The 17637-nt window shown below is 51.1% G+C and carries 13 protein-coding genes and 1 pseudogene; 6 read left to right on the forward strand and 8 right to left on the reverse strand.

Going from position 1 to position 17637, the window contains the following annotated elements; genetic code table 11:
• Positions 1-35 precede the first annotated feature (35 nt).
• Entirely contained in the window at positions 36-1034 is a 999-nt protein-coding gene (locus tag CW734_RS17540) for a FecCD family ABC transporter permease (protein ID WP_083509202.1), read from the forward strand.
• Positions 1031-2038: a FecCD family ABC transporter permease gene (locus CW734_RS17545; RefSeq protein WP_101192012.1), complete on the forward strand. Its 1008-nt coding sequence runs from the start codon at positions 1031-1033 to the stop codon at positions 2036-2038. Before CW734_RS17540 ends, CW734_RS17545 begins: the two co-directional genes overlap by 4 nt.
• Positions 2039-2087: 49 nt before the next feature.
• Here CW734_RS17545 and nhaC read toward each other — a convergent pair whose 3' ends face one another.
• Positions 2088-3557 (reverse strand): Na+/H+ antiporter NhaC, encoded by a 1470-nt coding sequence (gene nhaC, locus CW734_RS17550; protein ID WP_058382371.1) that lies wholly within the window; start codon positions 3555-3557, stop codon positions 2088-2090.
• 204 nt (positions 3558-3761) lie between these two features.
• On the opposite strand from nhaC, the gene CW734_RS17555 reads away from it, so the two are divergent.
• From CW734_RS17555 to CW734_RS17565, 3 genes are all read left to right on the forward strand, one after another.
• Positions 3762-4298 (forward strand): dihydrofolate reductase family protein, encoded by a 537-nt coding sequence (locus CW734_RS17555; RefSeq protein WP_101192013.1) that lies wholly within the window; start codon positions 3762-3764, stop codon positions 4296-4298.
• Positions 4299-4405: 107 nt separating this feature from the next.
• Positions 4406-5752, forward strand: coding sequence for a magnesium transporter (gene mgtE, locus CW734_RS17560; RefSeq protein ID WP_101192014.1), 1347 nt, complete (start codon positions 4406-4408; stop codon positions 5750-5752).
• A 139-nt stretch (positions 5753-5891) separates the two neighbouring features.
• Entirely contained in the window at positions 5892-6305 is a 414-nt protein-coding gene (locus CW734_RS17565) for a DUF4395 domain-containing protein (protein WP_101192015.1), read from the forward strand.
• A gap of 51 nt (positions 6306-6356) precedes the next feature.
• Here CW734_RS17565 and CW734_RS17570 read toward each other — a convergent pair whose 3' ends face one another.
• From CW734_RS17570 to CW734_RS17595, 6 genes and pseudogenes are all read right to left on the reverse strand, one after another.
• A complete protein-coding gene (locus CW734_RS17570; protein ID WP_101192016.1) occupies positions 6357-7634 on the reverse strand; it encodes a glutamate-5-semialdehyde dehydrogenase in 1278 nt (425 codons plus the stop codon).
• 35 nt (positions 7635-7669) lie between these two features.
• Positions 7670-8434, reverse strand: a pseudogene (proB, locus tag CW734_RS17575) (glutamate 5-kinase); the annotation flags it as partial.
• Positions 8435-8958: 524 nt separating this feature from the next.
• Positions 8959-9996, reverse strand: coding sequence for a DUF1700 domain-containing protein (locus CW734_RS17580; protein ID WP_101192018.1), 1038 nt, complete (start codon positions 9994-9996; stop codon positions 8959-8961).
• A 184-nt stretch (positions 9997-10180) separates the two neighbouring features.
• Positions 10181-10816, reverse strand: coding sequence for a DUF4352 domain-containing protein (locus CW734_RS17585; protein WP_101192019.1), 636 nt, complete (start codon positions 10814-10816; stop codon positions 10181-10183).
• A 22-nt stretch (positions 10817-10838) separates the two neighbouring features.
• Entirely contained in the window at positions 10839-12275 is a 1437-nt protein-coding gene (locus CW734_RS17590; protein ID WP_101192020.1) for an alkaline phosphatase, read from the reverse strand.
• Positions 12276-12448: 173 nt separating this feature from the next.
• A complete protein-coding gene (locus CW734_RS17595) occupies positions 12449-15544 on the reverse strand; it encodes an efflux RND transporter permease subunit (RefSeq protein WP_101192021.1) in 3096 nt (1031 codons plus the stop codon).
• 98 nt (positions 15545-15642) lie between these two features.
• Between CW734_RS17595 and CW734_RS17600 the strand changes: the two genes are divergently transcribed.
• Entirely contained in the window at positions 15643-16494 is an 852-nt protein-coding gene (locus CW734_RS17600; RefSeq protein WP_157824189.1) for a TetR/AcrR family transcriptional regulator, read from the forward strand.
• Positions 16495-16520: 26 nt separating this feature from the next.
• Here CW734_RS17600 and CW734_RS17605 read toward each other — a convergent pair whose 3' ends face one another.
• On the reverse strand, positions 16521-17594 hold the full coding sequence (locus tag CW734_RS17605) for a branched-chain amino acid aminotransferase (RefSeq protein ID WP_101192023.1): 1074 nt from the start codon (positions 17592-17594) through the stop codon (positions 16521-16523).
• Positions 17595-17637: the final 43 nt, after the last annotated feature.

A 17637-nucleotide genomic window follows, 5' to 3' on the forward strand; every position in this document is an offset into this window, starting at 1 on the left:
TCCCTTTATCCTTTCTATAGAAAAGATGATGATGCATGCGTTATAACGCCCGTTTTTCATACATATTTGGAATCAGCCTGCTGGCACTTGTGCTGGCTTTTGTTGTGTCGATGGTCTTTGGTGCTGCTGATGTCAGCCTGAAGAATCTTTGGCTGGCGCTATTTTCCGACAGCACCGGACAGCAAATATCGGTCATCCAGGAAATTCGCCTGCCGCGTGAAGTTGCTGCGATTTTCGTCGGGGCAGCACTCGCCGTGTCGGGCGCGATCATGCAGGGCATGACCCGCAACCCGCTGGCAGATCCCGGTTTGCTCGGTTTGACTGCCGGCGCCAATGCAGCACTGGCTGCGACTTTGGCGTTTATCCCAGGAGCCAACTACTTTGGCATCATGATCGCCTGCTTTATCGGGGCAGCCATCGGGGCCGGGCTCGTCTTCGGTATCGGGGCTTCGCGGCGCGGTGGCTTTTCGCCATTTCGCATCGTCTTGGCCGGTGCCGCGGTATCGGCTTTTTTGACCGCCATTGCAGAAGCGATCGGCTTGCTGTTTAAAATCTCTAAAGACGTCTCCATGTGGACCGCCGGCGGCTTGATCGGCACGTCTTGGGGACAGCTGCAGATTATCATTCCCTTTATCACCATTGCCTTGTTTGTCGCTTTATTGCTATCCCGTCAATTGGCGGTATTGAGCTTGAGCGAAGAAGCGGCGATCGGGCTTGGCCAAAAGACCGGCCAGATCAAAGCGATGCTGTTTGTCGTGGTCACCTTGCTTGCTGGCGCTGCAGTAGCTTTGGCCGGCAACTTGGCGTTCATTGGCTTGATGATTCCGCATATCGTCCGCGTGATTGTCGGCAGCGATTACCGCTTCATCATTCCGATGTCCGCCGTCACGGGCGCCATCTTTATGCTGCTCGCCGATTTGTTCGGACGCACGGTCAACGCACCATTTGAAACGCCGGTCGCAGCGGTGGTCGCCATGCTTGGCTTGCCGTTCTTCCTGCTGATTGTCCGTAAAGGTGGAGGTGCGTTCACATGATCCAACAACATTTGATCCGCAAGCAGCGCATCACTTTGATTGTGCTCACCATTATTCTTTTGATCACCGCTGTCTTGAGTTTGGGGCTCGGCTATTCGACGCTCGGCTTTGGCCGGATTGTGCCCGTTTTGATGGGACAAGGTGATTTTAAAGAAGAGTTTGTGCTGTATTCCATCCGGATGCCAAGGCTGCTCATTACATTCCTGGCGGGGATGGCACTCGCGTTATCCGGCGCAGTGCTGCAGAGCATTACACGCAATGATTTGGCCGACCCTGGTATCATCGGCATCAATTCCGGCGCCGGTGTCGCCATTGCCGTTTTCTTTTTATTCATCCCTGTAGAGCCGGGCTCTTTTGCTTTCCTATTGCCGTTCGTTGCGTTTCTAGGCGCGTTTATCACGGCGATTCTGATTTACTTGTTCTCCCGCGATCCGCGCACAGGCCTTCAACCGGTCCGTCTCGTCCTGGTCGGGATCGGGTTTTCCATGGCGTTATCCGGCGTCATGATTATCCTGATTTCATCTGCAGAACGAGAAAAAGTGGATTTCATTGCCCAGTGGCTCGCAGGTTCCATTTGGGGCACCGACTGGCCGTTTATCCTGGCGCTTTTGCCTTGGCTTGTCGTGTTGATTCCATATGTTCTGTATAAAGCGAACCGGCTGAACATCCTCGGGCTCGGCGAATCCGCCGCAATCGGTCTCGGGCTCAATATCGGCAAAGAACGCGCCGTCCTTTTGCTTGCTGCCGTCGCGCTTGCTGCCGCTGCAGTTTCTGTCACCGGCAGCATCGCCTTTATAGGCTTGATGGCCCCGCATCTCGCAAAAGCGCTTGTCGGGCCGCGCCATCAATTGTTCCTGCCCGTCGCCATCCTGCTCGGTGGCTGGCTATTGCTCGCGGCTGACACGATCGGCCGCAACTTGCTTGAACCGTCGGGTATTCCGGCGGGCGTCATGGCCGCATTGATCGGCGCACCGTATTTTGTCTATTTATTGATGAAGAAATAAAAAAACGGCTCATGCCCCTATTTTTAGGGCATGAGCCGTTTTACTGTTTTTATACCGGTTCTTCCTGCGCATCCATTTCCATGCGCGCTTCACGGTCTTTGAGCTTCTGCATTTCCTCATCGGTCATGAATTCGACTTTCCAGCCGAGGAACGCCATGAGGATGGCGATGATCGGTACCGAGTAATTCAACACCGCATACGGCGCATAGGCGAATGGATGGACCGCGAGCGTCGCCAGGATGAACACGCCGCATGTGTTCCACGGAACGAACGGCGAGGTGATCGTCCCGCCGTCTTCCAGTGCGCGCGACAGGTTTTTAGAATGCAAGCCTTGGTCCTGATAAGCCCGCGCATACATTCGGCCAGGCAATAGAATCGAAATATACTGTTCAGATGCCGTGACATTCGTTAAGAACGCGGACGCAACAGTCGCAGCGATCAGGCTGCCGGCTGTTTTTGCCAGCATCAAGATCTTGGTGACGATCGATTTCAACATGCCCGTGTGCTCCAATACGCCGCCAAACGTCATGGCGAAAATCGTCAAGGAAATCACGAACATCATCGAATCGATGCCGCCTCGATTGAACAAGGAATCGACCACTTCGTTGCCGGACGTGATGACATAGCCATCATGCAGCGCATTGACCGCTTCTGCGACCGATCCACCCTGCACCAAAATGTGGCACAGCCAGCCGAGCACGATGCCGATTCCGAGCGCCGGCAACGCCGGCACTTTCTTCATGACCAATACGATGACCGCCAAAGGCACGAGCAAGAGCCACGGCGAGATGACAAAATTGTCTTCAAGCGACGCCAGGATGGTATTGATGTTGGCGCTGTCGACCGAGTTTCCGGCAAACTGGCGGCCAAGGAAAAAGTAAGCGCCGAGGGCAATGATCATGCCGGGAATGGTCGTGTAGATCATGTGGCGGATGTGGACGAACAAATTGGTGTTCGTGACCCCTGCCGCTAAGTTCGTCGTGTCCGACAGCGGCGACATCTTATCCCCGAAATAAGATCCCGAGATGACCGCTCCAGCGACCATTGCCGCTGGAATCCCCATGCTCGCGCCAATGCCCATTCCGGCGATGCCGACAGTGCCCATCGTTGACCAGGAACTGCCGATCGCTCCGGCAACCAGTGCGCAGATCAAACAGATGGTGACAAGGAATAATGACGGCGTAATGATTTTCAAGCCATAATAAATCATCGTCGCGACGATGCCTCCGCCAATCCATGAAGCGATGATCATGCCGACCATAATGATGATGACCAATGCCGGAAGCGCGAGGCGGATTCCTTTGTAAGCTCCTTCTTCGATCATATGCCAGCGGTACCCCAACCGCCAGGCGATAATGACCGCGATCGTCGTGCCAAGAAGCAAGGGAATATGCGGGCTGCCTTCAAAAATAATGATCGTGACAGCCATGGCCGCCACCATGAAAATCAGCGGCAATAAAGCCAGCCAAAAGGGCACTTCGATCTCCTGCTGTTTTGGACGTTTCTTCTCCTCTTTCATATTCTCTAACCCCTTTGTGAAAATGGAATGAATGCTTGTATTTATTTTGCCACTATACTGATTTCATTGCCACAGAAATTTTCAGATTACATCGATTTTTCGGAATTCGGAATAGTTCAAAGCAGGATTCTCCCCGCCTCATCCCGAAGTGTAAACGTATTGCCTAAGCTTCCGGCATCCTGTTATGGAAAGGGGAAGATGCACGTGGGAAAACTGACTGTTTCGATGTATGTGACACTCGATGGCGTCATGGAAGAGCCGTCATGGACAGCAGCCTATTGGGACGATGAACTCGCCCAGTTTCAACTGAACCAGCTTTACAGCAACGATGCTTTGCTGCTCGGGCGCGTCACGTATGACGGGTTCGCTGCCACTTGGCCGACCGCTGAAGATGAGCATGGCTTTGCGGATCGGATGAACGAAATCCCGAAATATGTCGTGTCGCACACGCTGAAGCGGACCGAGTGGAATGCGCGCCTGATCAACCACGATTTCGTCGATGAAATCAAACGGCTGAAGAAAACCGGCCAGCGCTTACTCGTCTACGGCAGCGCCGAGCTCATCGACACCTTGATCGAACATGATTTGGTCGACGAATTGCATTTGATGACCTTCCCGCTGCTATTGGGCGAAGGAAAAAAACTGTTTCGCGACGGCGTAGCGCCAAAAGCGTTCAAATTGCTGACAAGCTTTTCGACCGACCAAGGCGTCTTGATCGCCAATTATGCTCCTGAACGATGATGAAGATGTTTTAAAAACAAATGAACATGACCGTCTCCCTTTTGGGGAAAGAAGAAATGAGGCCGCCTCGCACTTAAGGCCACCCCGGAAGGAGCTGCCGTCTTGCGATGACAGAAAATGAAATTACTTTAGCGTTGATCCAATCATTGAAAGACGGTCGGACGCAAGATTTCCAGCACATACTCGATGAGCTGCAGCCTTACGACATCGCGGTCCAATACCTCCATCTGCCCGAAAAGCATCGCGAACGCTTCCTGCTTCATCTGACGGTCCGCCAATTGACCGAGCTCATGCAGGAGCTTCACCGGAACGACCAGGTCCGTTTGCTTGAACGAATGTCCGTCGACCAATCGACCAAAGTGCTCGACTTGATGGACAATGACGATCTCGTCTCCCTATTGTCCGATTTAGAGCCAACCATGATCGAAGAGCTCCTGTCGCGCATGAATCGCGAGGAATCTTCCTATATCCAAAAGACCATGAATTATCCGCCGGAAACAGCGGGACGCATCATGAACAACCGCTATGTCTGGATTCCGCGCCATTACACCATCCGTGAAGCAATCGATAAAATCCGAGATTTCGCGGAAATTGCCGAGTATTTGAACTATCTATATGTCGTCGATGAAGACAAGAAACTGCTTGGGGTCGTTTCCTATAAAGATTTGATCCTCGGTGAACTCGATGAACAAATCGACGATGTCATGTATACACGCGTCGTCAAAGTCGATGCCTTGACCGACCAGGAAGAAGCGGCTGCCATTATCGGGCGCTATGACTTTATCACATTGCCCGTCGTCGATACGGAAAACCGGCTGCTCGGCATCATCACCGTCGATGATGTCATCGATGTCGTGTTGCAAGAAGCAAATGAAGACATTGAAAAGCTTTCCGCATCCGGTAAATCGATCGATTTCCAGACCCCGCCTTTTGTCGCGGCTTACCGCCGGTTGCCTTGGCTGATTTTGCTGTTGTTTATCGGGCTAATCTCCGGTGGCATCATCAGCCGCTTTGAAGACACCTTGCAGACAGTGGTCGCCTTGGCGTTCTTCATGCCCATGATTGCCGGCATGACCGGCAATACCGGCACCCAGTCGCTCGCAGTCGTTGTGCGCGGGCTGGTTGGCCAAAAGCCCGACAAAAAAGGTACGTTCAAACTCATCCTGCGCGAATTACGGGTCAGCATCATCATTGGCGTCACGTGCGCCGTGTTGATTTTACTCATCGCCTATGTTTGGCAAGGCAGCCTGGTGCTCGGGCTCGTCGTCGGAAGTTCATTGCTTTTAACCTTAATCATCGGGACGCTCGCCGGTACCGTTATCCCGCTCATTCTGTACCGTCTGAAAATAGACCCGGCAGTCGCATCAGGGCCATTGATTACGACCATCAACGATATCCTTTCATTGCTCATTTATTTTGGGCTTGCTTCGCTGTTCATCTCTCGTTTGATGTGAACAGTGTTTTTTGAGCTGTTTTCTTTATTCCGAGTAATCAACTATGTATAATAAGGGGAAACTTTATGCCATCACATTCTCGTGCTGATCGCGGCTTTTTCAGAGCCGATTGGCCATAAAAAACTCGGAGGGATTAACAATGACCATTCCAAAACCGCTCGTCCAACTCAATCAAGCTTTTCTTGTCGCCACGGTGTTAGCCGGGCTCATCGTCCACCCGCTGATTCTGCTCGTGCCTTTCGCCATTGGAGTCGTTACCTTGATCACCAAGAAAAATCCGCTTATTGCGTTCGGTCGCCGCTTTTTGCCGAATCCTCCAAACAGCTACCTGCAGGAAGATCGCGACCAGCAATTGTTCAATCAATGGATCGCCACTGTCTGCCTTGGGCTCTCCCTCCTGTTTTTCGCAGCAGGCCTGCCGATCGTCGCCACTGTTTTCGGCGCTATGGTCATTATCGCAGCCGGCGTGGCGCTGATGGGCTATTGCATTGGCTGCACCGTCCGCTATCAGCTGATGATGTGGAAACACCGCCGAGCGAAAACGGATTATTGATGTATTTATATAATGAACAGAAAAAAGCGGAGACCGCAGTCTCCGCTTTTTTTATTTTGTTTGGCCGTTGCCTTTAATAATGTATTTCGTTGAAGTCAGTGCCGGCAAGCCCATCGGACCGCGTGCGTGAAGCTTTTGCGTGCTGATGCCGATTTCGGCGCCGAAGCCGAATTCAAAACCGTCCGTAAAACGCGTCGATGCGTTATGATAAACCGCTGCCGCATCCACTTCCGTGAAGAATTGCTGGACGCTTTCCGCATGTTCCGAAATGATCGCCTCGGAATGCTTCGTGCCGTACTGGTTGATATGCTTGACCACTTCATCCACGCTTCCTACCGTTTTCAGCGCGAGTTCATAAGCCAAGTATTCAGTGCCCCAATCGGCTTCTTCAGCCGGGATGATGTTGCTGCCTGATTGCTGCGTCTTTTCATCGCCATGGATTTTCACGTCTTTTGCCTGGAGCGCTGAAATCAATTCCGGCAGATGCTGTTCAGCCCATTTCTCGTGGACGAGAATGGTTTCGCAGGAGTTGCAGACGGATGGGCGCTGGGTTTTCGCGTTCAAAGCGATATCGATCGCCATGTCCTTGTCCGCCGTCTCGTCGATATAGACGTGGCAATTGCCTGCGCCCGTTTCAAGCACCGGCACTGTCGAATTCTGGACGACCGTCTTGATCAAGTTGGCGCCGCCACGCGGAATCAAGACATCCAAATAGTCGTTCAGCTTGAACATGGCAGATGCCGCTTCCCGGCTCGTATCTTCGAGCAATTGTACGGAATCGACCGGCAATTCGCTTTGTTCAAGTGCGCGGTGGATGACCGCTACAATGGCCGTGTTCGAGTAGATCGCTGTCGAACTGCCGCGCAGGACGACGGCATTGCCGGTTTTCAGGCAAAGGCTCGACGCATCCACCGTGACGTTCGGGCGGGCTTCGTAAATCATGCCCACCACGCCAAGCGGTACGCGTACTTTTGTCATGTCGAGGCCGTTTGGCTGCTGCCAATGTTCGAGCACTTCACCGACTGGATCGGTGAGTTTGGTCAATTGGATCAGCGCATCCGCCATATCCGCCAGACGCTCTTCATCGAGTTTAAGGCGGTCGACGAGCGATTCACTCATGCCGTTTGCACGCCCCGCTTCAATGTCTTTCAGGTTTTCTTTTAAAATGAAAGCTTTTTCAGCCATTAGCTGCTGAGAGATGAGTTCTAATGCTTTATTTTTCAGGGTGGTGTCGGCTTTCGCGAGTTCCCCCGCTGCCGCTTTCGCTTTTTTCGCTTTTTGTATCAGTTCTGTCTCCAAAGCTGCTTCCTTTTGAAGAACTTCTGTCATCCAATCTTCTCCTTTCGAATTTCCGTACCTTACGCTAATTCTTTAACGGGTTTTGCGATATACGTCCCGTCGCCGTTTCCATCCATGATCTCAACCAATTTTTCACTGCCTTCTCCTGTGCCGATGAACACTTCGACGCCGAAGTTATGGGCTGTTTTTGCGGCTTCCACTTTCGTCTTCATGCCGCCTGTCCCGACATCCGATCCAGCACCGGATGCGGCTTCCATCAATTCATCTGGAATATCCTTCAAATGAGTATATCGTTCAGCAGATGGGTTGGTCTTCGGATTATCGGCGTAAATGCCGTTGATGTCGGTCAAAATGATCAATTGATCAGCACGGACAAGCCCGCTGACAAGGGCCGATAGCATATCGTTATCGCCAAAGGTCAATTCCTCGACCGCCACCGAATCGTTTTCGTTGATGACCGGCATCATGCCGCGCTCCAACAATTTCGAAATGGTATCGTCCGCTTTTTGGTACAAGTCCTTCGTCAACAACAATTGCGCAGAGACGATATCGAAATTGTTGAATTCCGTCGCATACGCCTGCGCGAGCAGGCTTTGCCCGACGGCTGCTGCCGATTGTTTGTCGACAACTGTATCCGGACGCGATAAATAACCCATGCTTGTACATCCGGCTGCAACTGCGCCAGATGAGATCAAAATGACGTCATGGCCTTCTTCTTTCAAGCGGGCCAATGCCCCGACATGTTCACGCAACTTCGTGATGGACAATTTACCGTGGCTGTCCGTCAATGAGCTGCTTCCTATTTTCACTACTATTCTTTTCTTTTCCATTGTTACAGTCACCACCCGATTTTGATTATTTAATGAGCTCTCCCATTACGATCAAAAGCGGAAGAACCCGGTCTCCGTAAAACGCTTTACAATGGCTGACTTACGTTGTCTGATAATAAGAATTATTATGCAATCAAATGCATTTTAAGTCAACTATTAATTTCAAAAATACTTATAAAACGGTTCTCAAAACAATAAAACTTGCATATTTATGAATATTTATTCAAAATGCGTGTTTCATTATAAACCATTTCCAGTTCCGGAGATGGCGGCTGCGCATTCTTCGCCGGCCGTTAATTTCCAGCGGCAGCTGATCGCCTGCAGCACACCAATCATAAGTAGCAAGTGTAACATAACCAGAGGGTACTTCAAGTACAGGGAGGGGATTTCGCCTTATGAAAGGGCTTACATCGTGGATATAAAGTAGGTAAAAAGACATATTTAAAGATCAACAAAAGCCCACACCATAAGGGATGCAGGCAAAATGCGTACAAGTGTTGCTATTTCATTCTAAAGTACCACATTCAATGAGGCGCTATTTTCGACAGCTCACGGCGTTTGGCCGCTCGCCGATAGCCTTGGATGATATCGCTCAACGCACCCACAATCATAATGATTACGATGCCGCCAAAAATCCACGTCAGCGCATTGGTTCCGCCGAATGTAGCGGTGAGGAACTGGCGGAATTCGGGATTGAGCAATTCAGAATTGATGAAGATCAAGATAAACACGAGCACGGAAACCGTTTGGACCGCGGCATTGAATGTAGCCAGCCGGTAATTCCAATAGCCGGCGCGCCATTGCCAAATGGCAAGCGACAACTCCAGGACGATGACGAGTGCAATGAATGGCCAATACGACAACAGCACATCCTGGTTGAATACTGCCATTTGAAAGCGCAAGCCTTCCCCATCGTCAGTGTAAATGCCGAGTACTTTATCGGCATTGAAATAGACCGTCGTCCAAATGACCATCCAAATCAAACTGCCGAAGATCTGACTTTTTGCCACTTTCGCTTCCACCGGCTCGAGCAGCGCCTCCTGCCCTTCCCACTCTTTCAAGTCATCCGGCGTCCACTCGCCCATCGTCAGCCCGAGCGGCGCCTCCACGCCCGATTTATCCACCCAGTCCATCACGGCAACGACGAGTGTGATCCAGAACAAAGTCTGCATGATGGTATTGAAGATCGCGCTGATGATGTTGCCGATCAATGAGCCGAGCACTGTGATTAGCGTCTCGTCCTGGCCGATCCATGAAACGATGCCGACGATGGTCACGACAAGGAGCGTGATGAGAACTGCCAACGGAATGACCAGCCTTAGCAAGCGGACATATAAATCGAAATAGCGCGGGCCGATCAAGTAACGCCTTACTTTTCCGTAATGCTCCGCCATGAGTGCTGGATGGCCGAATTCCTGGAGGACAGCCCGCTCTTCGCTTTCGCTACTGTCTGCCGTGAGCCGTTCCGAAAGTTTGCTTCTCAGGTCTTTTTCCGCGTCCTGGCGTTTTTCTTGTGGCAGCCGTTCCAGCACTGCCCGAATATACCGTTCACTTAGCTTCATAACCCCATCTCCTTTTGAGGCAGCCTATTATTAGCTCTATCATGAAGGATTTTTCTGGAAAATTCAATACAATAATCTGATTATTCTAATATTGAAATCCACTTTGGTTCCCTCTTTCTACGACAAAACCCGGCTGTCTGGTCAACAGCCGGGTTTTGTTTCTTCTATTGAAACAGATGCTTCATCAATCGAGCTTGATCGTGATGGTTTGTGCGGGTGCGAGCAGCTCTCCATCCGCAGCGAATAACTTGCTGGTGGTCAATTTAATTTCTTGTGCCCCATCTTCCACGATGAAGCCGACATTTCCTGATTTTACTTCTCCGGGTTTCAGCCCTTCATTCAACGATTCCAAATACACGTCATCTTCCCAAGTCTTCACTTCGCCGCTTTCTGTCTCGATCAATGCGACTGGCGCAAAGTTCACTTCTTCACTAGAGGCATTGTTGATTTCGACAAAAAACTTCGCCAGTTCGAATTCCTGGTCGTGCGTATAGGAATGATAGAAATCGATCAAGCTGTAATCCGGCGTGTACTGCAGCAGCTTTGTTTCATGGATGGTCAGCTCGACATCGCCGATCTGCACCTTCTGAGGCTCCATATTGGCCGCCAACAGCTCCAAACCGCCTTTTGCATCACGCGCTTTATGGCCAGGCTCCTGCAAGCGGCGGTCATCACTCACTTGTGGGCTGAGGACATATTGTTCCGTGTACTCGGGCGCTTCCGACAAAGACGCCGCAGTCGCCGTGCCTTGCGTTGTCTCGTTCTGGCAGCCCCATAATAATGCCAATGGGACGAGCAGCCATGCTAATCTCGCTTTCATCCAATCCGCTCCCTGTTATCGTTTATTGTTTATCGTCGATCGTTACGTCCGCGCCCATCAAGTCGAAGATGATGCCGGCATGATCCGTATTGTCCAGTTGCCCTGCAAATTTCTGGCTGGCTGGCCCGTAAGCATAAACCGGCACGTCTTCTCCCGTATGGCCGCCAGTTGTCCAGCCTGTGTGCGAACGCTTATCGAAGATGCGCTCGATGGCATTGTCGATGTCCAAGTATTCGCCCTCGTCGGCCGCTTTCTTCACAGAAGCGATTTCTTCCTCAGTCAAATCCAAGTCGATATAGCGTTCCAATGTTTCCTCCACGCCGGCACCTCCCGTAATCTCAGAAGCCATGAAATCCGGTGTGCGCTGTGCAGCAAGGATCGGCTCGGCGAACCAATTGTATATGCCGTCTGCACCGATCGAGAAGCCGCCTGTCGAGTGGTCGGCTGTCGCTACGACCAATGTATTTTCATCTTGCTTGGCGAATTCGATTGCCGCCTGGAATGCACGGTCGTAATCCTCCATCTCGCTCATCGCTGCGACGATATCGTTGTCATGTCCTGCCCAGTCAACCTGGCTGCCTTCGATCATCAGGAAGAATCCGTCCTCGTCCTGCTTCAAGCGATCGATCGCAGAACGCGTCATGTCTTCAAGAGACGGCACGCTGTCTTCGCGGTCGATCATTTTCGGCAAGCCGCCTTCTGCGAACAGGCCGAGCACTTGACCGTCGTCATTGGCGCGCAGCTCTTCTTTCGATGTTACATAGCCATAGCCGGACTCCTGGAATTCCTCCGTCAAATCGCGATCTGTGCGGTCGAATAGTTTGGTGCCTCCACCGAGCAAGACGTCGATTTTATGTTCGCCGTCGATGCGCTCATCGAAATAATCATCAGCGATGGCGTTCATATTACGGCGACTGATATCGTGCGCGCCGAATGATGCTGGTGTCGCGTGGGTGATTTCAGAGCTAGCCACAAGCCCGGTCGCTTTACCTTTTTCTTTCGCCGCTTCAAGTACGGTTTTCACTTCCGATTCATCGTTGTCGACCGCGATGGCATTGTTATAGGTTTTGATGCCTGCTGCCATGGCAGTGGCGGCCGACGCTGAATCGGTGACATTTTGTTGCGCATCTTCCGGATAGGTCATTTGCTGTCCAACCAAATAGGAATCGAACGACATTTCATCCGCGAAACGCGCAGATGGATCGTCCTGCAAATAACGGTAAGCGGATGTATAGGACGTGCCGACGCCATCACCGATCAGGAAAATGACGTTTTTCGGTGCATCCTTGTCTTTGCCCTTCTCTTTCCCTTTCCCTTTTCCAGGATTTTTGTGTTCTTTATGTACTTCGGCTTTGCCATTCCCGTGCGCTTCAGCTGGCGCGGACGGGGTAAAGCTCGTCACGGCGACTGCTGCCACCACTGCGGCTGGAACAATTTTTTTCATTGATTTTCGGATCATCTGGCATTCCTCCTCGTGTTTGTTGACCATCGCCAGTGTATCGAAGGAATATTAAGGAATTGTTGAGGGCATGTATGGAATTTGTTAAAGAAATCCTATTTCCCGGGAAATAATTTCGGGGGGATTTCCAAATTAAAAACCGGCCTCCATTAAGGAAGCCGGTTTTTGGCCGATCAATCTTCGCGATCGACGAGTGATTTGTTTTTCTGGAATTTACGGAGTATTTCATAGACGACCGGCACGACCACGAGTGTCAGCAAGGTCGAGGACAATAAGCCGCCGATGACGGTGATCGCCAAGTCTTGGGAGACGAGGCCACCGCCACCGCTTGAGAGAGCCATCGGAATCATGGCACCAATCGTAGCGATTGCCGTCATCAGGATCGGCCGCAGACGCGTCGTTCCTGCTTCAAGCAAGGCATTGCGCACCGTCATGCCTTCGCGTTCCATATGGATGACGCGGTCGACAAGGACGATGGCGTTCGTTACGACGATCCCGATGAGCATGAGCAGCCCCATCATGACCGATACGGAAATTGTCTGGCCTGTGACATATAGGCCGACAAATGCACCGATGACCGCAAACGGCAGCGAGAATAGGATGGCGAATGGCGCAAGCCCGCCGCCGAACGTCACGACCAGGATAAAGTAAACGATCGCGATTGCCGCTGCCATCGCCAGGCCAAGCTGTGTGAAGGTTTCATTGATATCCGCCGTCACGCCGCCGGTTTCTACCGTCACGCCTGTCGGAAGATCCAGTTGATCCACATTTTCCTGGACGGCCGCACTTGGCGCAGATACGTCATTGCCCGTCACCGTGCCGGAAACAGTCGCATAATAAGCGCCTTCCGAACGGCTCAAGGTATTCAAGGTGGTGCCTTCTTCGACTTCGACCAATTCGCCGACAGTCATCATGGTACCTGCAGCTGTTGGCACAGGCGTCTCCAGAAGCTCTTCAAAAGTCGCTGCGTCTTGCTGGGCATCGCGCTGGACAATGACTTCAAGTTCGCCGCCGTCTGTATTGACGGTCGTCAGCACTTCATTTTGGCCCCCGCCGGACAAAGCCATCGCGACTTGTCCCGCCGTCAGGCCATATTGGAGAATTTCCTGCTGTTCGATGCGTAAAGTATGTTCGACATAAGGATCTTCCGCATCGGAGGTCACTTCTTCCAAGCCGTCGACTTCGCTCATCGCGCCTTCGACTTGTGCAACGGTATCCATCAAGTCATCGAGGTCTTCGCTGTACAAGGTGTACGCGACTTCACTCGATGCCGCCATGCCGCCGCCCATCATATCCTGCTCGCCCCACTCGCCTGACTGGTCGAGTCCTGCAAGATAGTCCGTAACTTGGCTGCGGGCTTCTTCGAATTCATCGACTGAAATCGAATCATCAAAGATCAAATACAATAATGCACCGTCTCCGCCGCCCATCATCATCTGGGCCATATCGGCATTGGCTGAATCGTTGATCGATAATTGAAGAACGTCGATGTCTTCGCGTTCAAGCAAGTCTTGCTCGACCGCTTCGATGTTCTCGACAGTCTCTTCCTGCAACTCTCCGGCTGAAGGGGAATACGTGATGTACATCATTTTCTCGGTTTGCGAGCCGAGGAACGAGAAGCCGATCAACGGTGTCAGCGCCAAAGACCCCGCGAGCAACACGACTGCAATGATCGATGTGATCCACTTATGGTTCAAGGACTTCTCAAGGAATGAACGGAACCAAAGCGCCATCTTTCCGACTTCTTGATGCTTCGATGCTGTTTTCTTGCCGTATAATTTCTTTTTGAAGAAACTATGCGACATCGCCGGCACGATGCTGACTGCCACTGCAAGCGACGCAAGCAAAGCAAACGACATTGTCAGTGCGAACGGCAAGAACAATTCGCCGACCATTCCACCGACAAAGACCAGTGGCGCAAAGACTGCAATCGTTACAAGCGTTGATGATAAGATCGGCTTGAACATTTCGATCGTCGCCGATTGGATCAATTTGCGGCCGGATAATTTCTCTTCTTTCAAATGCATGCGCCGGTAAATATTCTCGACGACGACAATCGAGTCATCGATGACCCGGCCGATCGACACGGTAATGGCACCGAGCGTCATGATGTTCAAGGTGATATCGAGCCGGTTCAACAGGAGCAATGCCACGAAAATGGATACTGGGATCGAGACGATGGCAATGAGCGTCGAACGGAGATCACGCAAGAACACCAAAATGATCAGCACGGCAATCAAGCCGCCAAACAAGGCTTTTTCCACCATTGCAAAGACCGATTCCTCGATCGGCTCGCCTTGATCAAGCGTAATGTCGACGATCAAGCCGTCCACTTCGCTTTCCAAATCCGCCATCAAGTCTTTTACTTCATTGACCACGGTGACCGTATTGGCTTCCTGGCCTTTGACGATTTGGATGGCAATGGCATCTTCGCCGTTGGTGCGGGAAATCGACTGCACTTTCCCGACCAGTTCCACGTCGGCCAGTTCAGACAGGGCAACAAATGGTTCCGGATTGTCTTCTGAAGGCGTCACTGGAATCAATAATTCCTCAAATTCTTCAATAGAAGCGACCGAACCGTCGATATAGACCGCTTCTTCGCCTTCTTCAAATTCGCGGAGGCCGAGCGACAAAGCAATATTGCTCGCTTCGATCATCTGCTGGATGTCTTCTTCCGTCACTTCACGGGCAGCCATTGCCGCTTCATCGTATGTCAGATGAATTTCTTCGACATGCTGTCCGGTGACAGTAGCAGACGCGACGCCATCAATTTTTTCGATCTCCGGCAAAATCGTCGTTTGGACACGGTCCGTCAATTCGACGATCGATTCCGTGTCACTGCTGACAGACAGTGCAACCACCGGGAACATATTGAGGCCGATCGACATGATCGACGGAGTCTCCACTTCCTCAGGCAAGTTTACGCCATCGACTGCGGATTCAAGTTCCCGCTTTTTCTCATCCATATCGACTCCGTAATCGTATTCGATCTGGATTTGGGAGACATTCGAAGAGGAATTTGAATAAACTGCTTTGACATCCTCCAGGCTTTCGACTGCCTGTTCCACAGGTATCGATACTTCTTCCATCACCTGTTCAGGTGCAGCCCCCGGGTAGACCCCCGAGACGATTAAGTAGGGAATCGAAATATCAGGGATCGACTCCATCTTCATTTGGGTTGTTGAATAAATGCCGGCAAAGGTTACAATTAAAGTCAACAGCCACACGGCAAATTTGTTTTTCAGCACAAAACGCACGAATCCTTGCACACAAATTCTTCCTTTCTTTGACGAAATCCATTTACTACTCTATAGTAATGACCGATTGGTCAAGCGTCAAACAAGTAAGGGGAAAAGAGGAATCAAATATGTCAAAAAAGCAACAGATCCTGGAATCAGCGCTTCAACTCTTTGCTGAAAACGGCATTGAAGCTACATCTGTCCAGCACATCACCCAAGAAGCAGGCATATCAAAAGGCGCGTTCTACTTGTCTTTCCCTTCAAAGGAGTCATTGATCAAAGAAATCATCGATTCATTCATGAAAGGCTTTGTCGCTGATATTGACCGAGTAGTCAACAGCTTGCAAAAACCTGATGAAAAACTGCGCCTCTATTTTCTTGCCCATCTGGCATTGCTCGAAAAGCATGCGGATTTCGCCAAGATCTACGCACAGGAGCCGATGCATGCCCTAAACGAGGAAATTTTGGAGAAACTCATCCATTACGATACGTGGATTGACCGTTCGCTGCTGTCGTTATTGGACGAGTTGTATGGGGAGCAGCTGCGAGGCCGCCGCTATGACTTGCTCATTTCCATCAAAGGCTTCGTGCGCATTTATTCGCAGCTGGTGTTGTTCCATCCATATCCACACGATATCGAAAAAATTGCAGAGCTTCTCGTCGAAAAGACCAACGTCCTGGCCGCCTACTCCACTACGGCTTACCTGACAGAAGAAATGGTCGAATTGCCGATGCCTGGTCCCGAGGAAGTGACCACCGAAGAAAAATTGCTGTCGGTAATCGCCGAGTTACTGGAAGACGGACAGCACCCGCCGCTCATGGCCGAATCGTTCTCGCTGCTTGCCGAAGAGCTCCAGTTGGAAACGCCAAGACGCGCGATCCTCCACGGCTTGCAGGCCAATATCTACGATTACGCTCCTGCCAAATGGCTATCATATCTATTAAAGAAATACGAACAGAAAAAAAGCCCAGACAATTGATGTCTGGGCTTTTTACATGCGGTGATTTACTTGATTTCCACGGTCCAGTCCAGTGTGTCTTCGACTTTTCCTGTCTGGATGCCAGTAATCGTGTCGTACAGCTTTTGCGACAATTCACCGATTTCGTGGTTGTTGATGATCATTTTCTGGCCTTGCCAGTTGAGTTCACCGACCGGGGAAATGACCGCAGCCGTTCCCGTCCCGAAGACTTCTTCGACTTTTCCAGCTTGGTACGCTTCGTAAAGTTCATCGATGGCCATGCGTTTTTCCGTTACCGGAACGCCCCATGAATTCAACAATTCAATGATCGACATACGCGTGATGCCTTTTAAGATGCTACCGTTGAGCTCAGGTGTGAATACTTCCCCATCGATCTTAAAGAAGATGTTCATGCTGCCGACTTCTTCAATATAGCGCTTCTCGACGCCATCGAGCCACAACACGTCCGCATTTCCTTCTTTCTTGGCATTCGCTTGCGCCTGGTAGCCGGAAGAATAGTTCCCGGCCGTTTTTGCCATTCCCGTGCCGCCTTTGACTGCGCGCGTGAACTTGTCTTCGACATGGATGACAACTGGTTGCAATCCGCCTGGGAAATAGGAGCCGACAGGAGACAGGATGACCATATACTTATATGTAGATGATGGCCCTACTGCCAAATTGGCATCCGTCGAGATAATGTACGGGCGGATATAAAGTGATGTGCCCGGTGTTTTCGGCACCCAGTCTTTTTCAAGCTTGATCAATTGCTTCAGGTGCTCAAGCGCCAAGTCTTCGTCGATCGGCGGAATGCTGAGGCGCTCACTCGACAAGTTGAGGCGTTCAAAGTTCTTCTCAGGACGGAACAGCAATACGCGCCCGTCTTCTGTGCGGTATGCTTTCATGCCTTCAAAAACCGTCTGCCCGTAATGGAAAATCATCGCTGCCGGATCCAAGGAAATCGGACCGTATGGAACGATCTTCGGTTCATGCCAGCCTTTCTCCGTTTCGTATTCCATGATGTACATATGGTCAGTGAAAGTTTGGCCGAATGGAATCTGGTCTTGCGCCGGCTTGTCTTTCTTCGCAGTATTCTCGATTACTTCCAATTGATAAGTCGTCATGGTCATGTCCCCTTCTATGCAGCAATTTTATTTTCACAATTTC

The sequence above is a fragment of the Planococcus sp. MB-3u-03 genome, assembly GCF_002833405.1.
In the GTDB taxonomy this organism is placed as follows: domain Bacteria; phylum Bacillota; class Bacilli; order Bacillales_A; family Planococcaceae; genus Planococcus.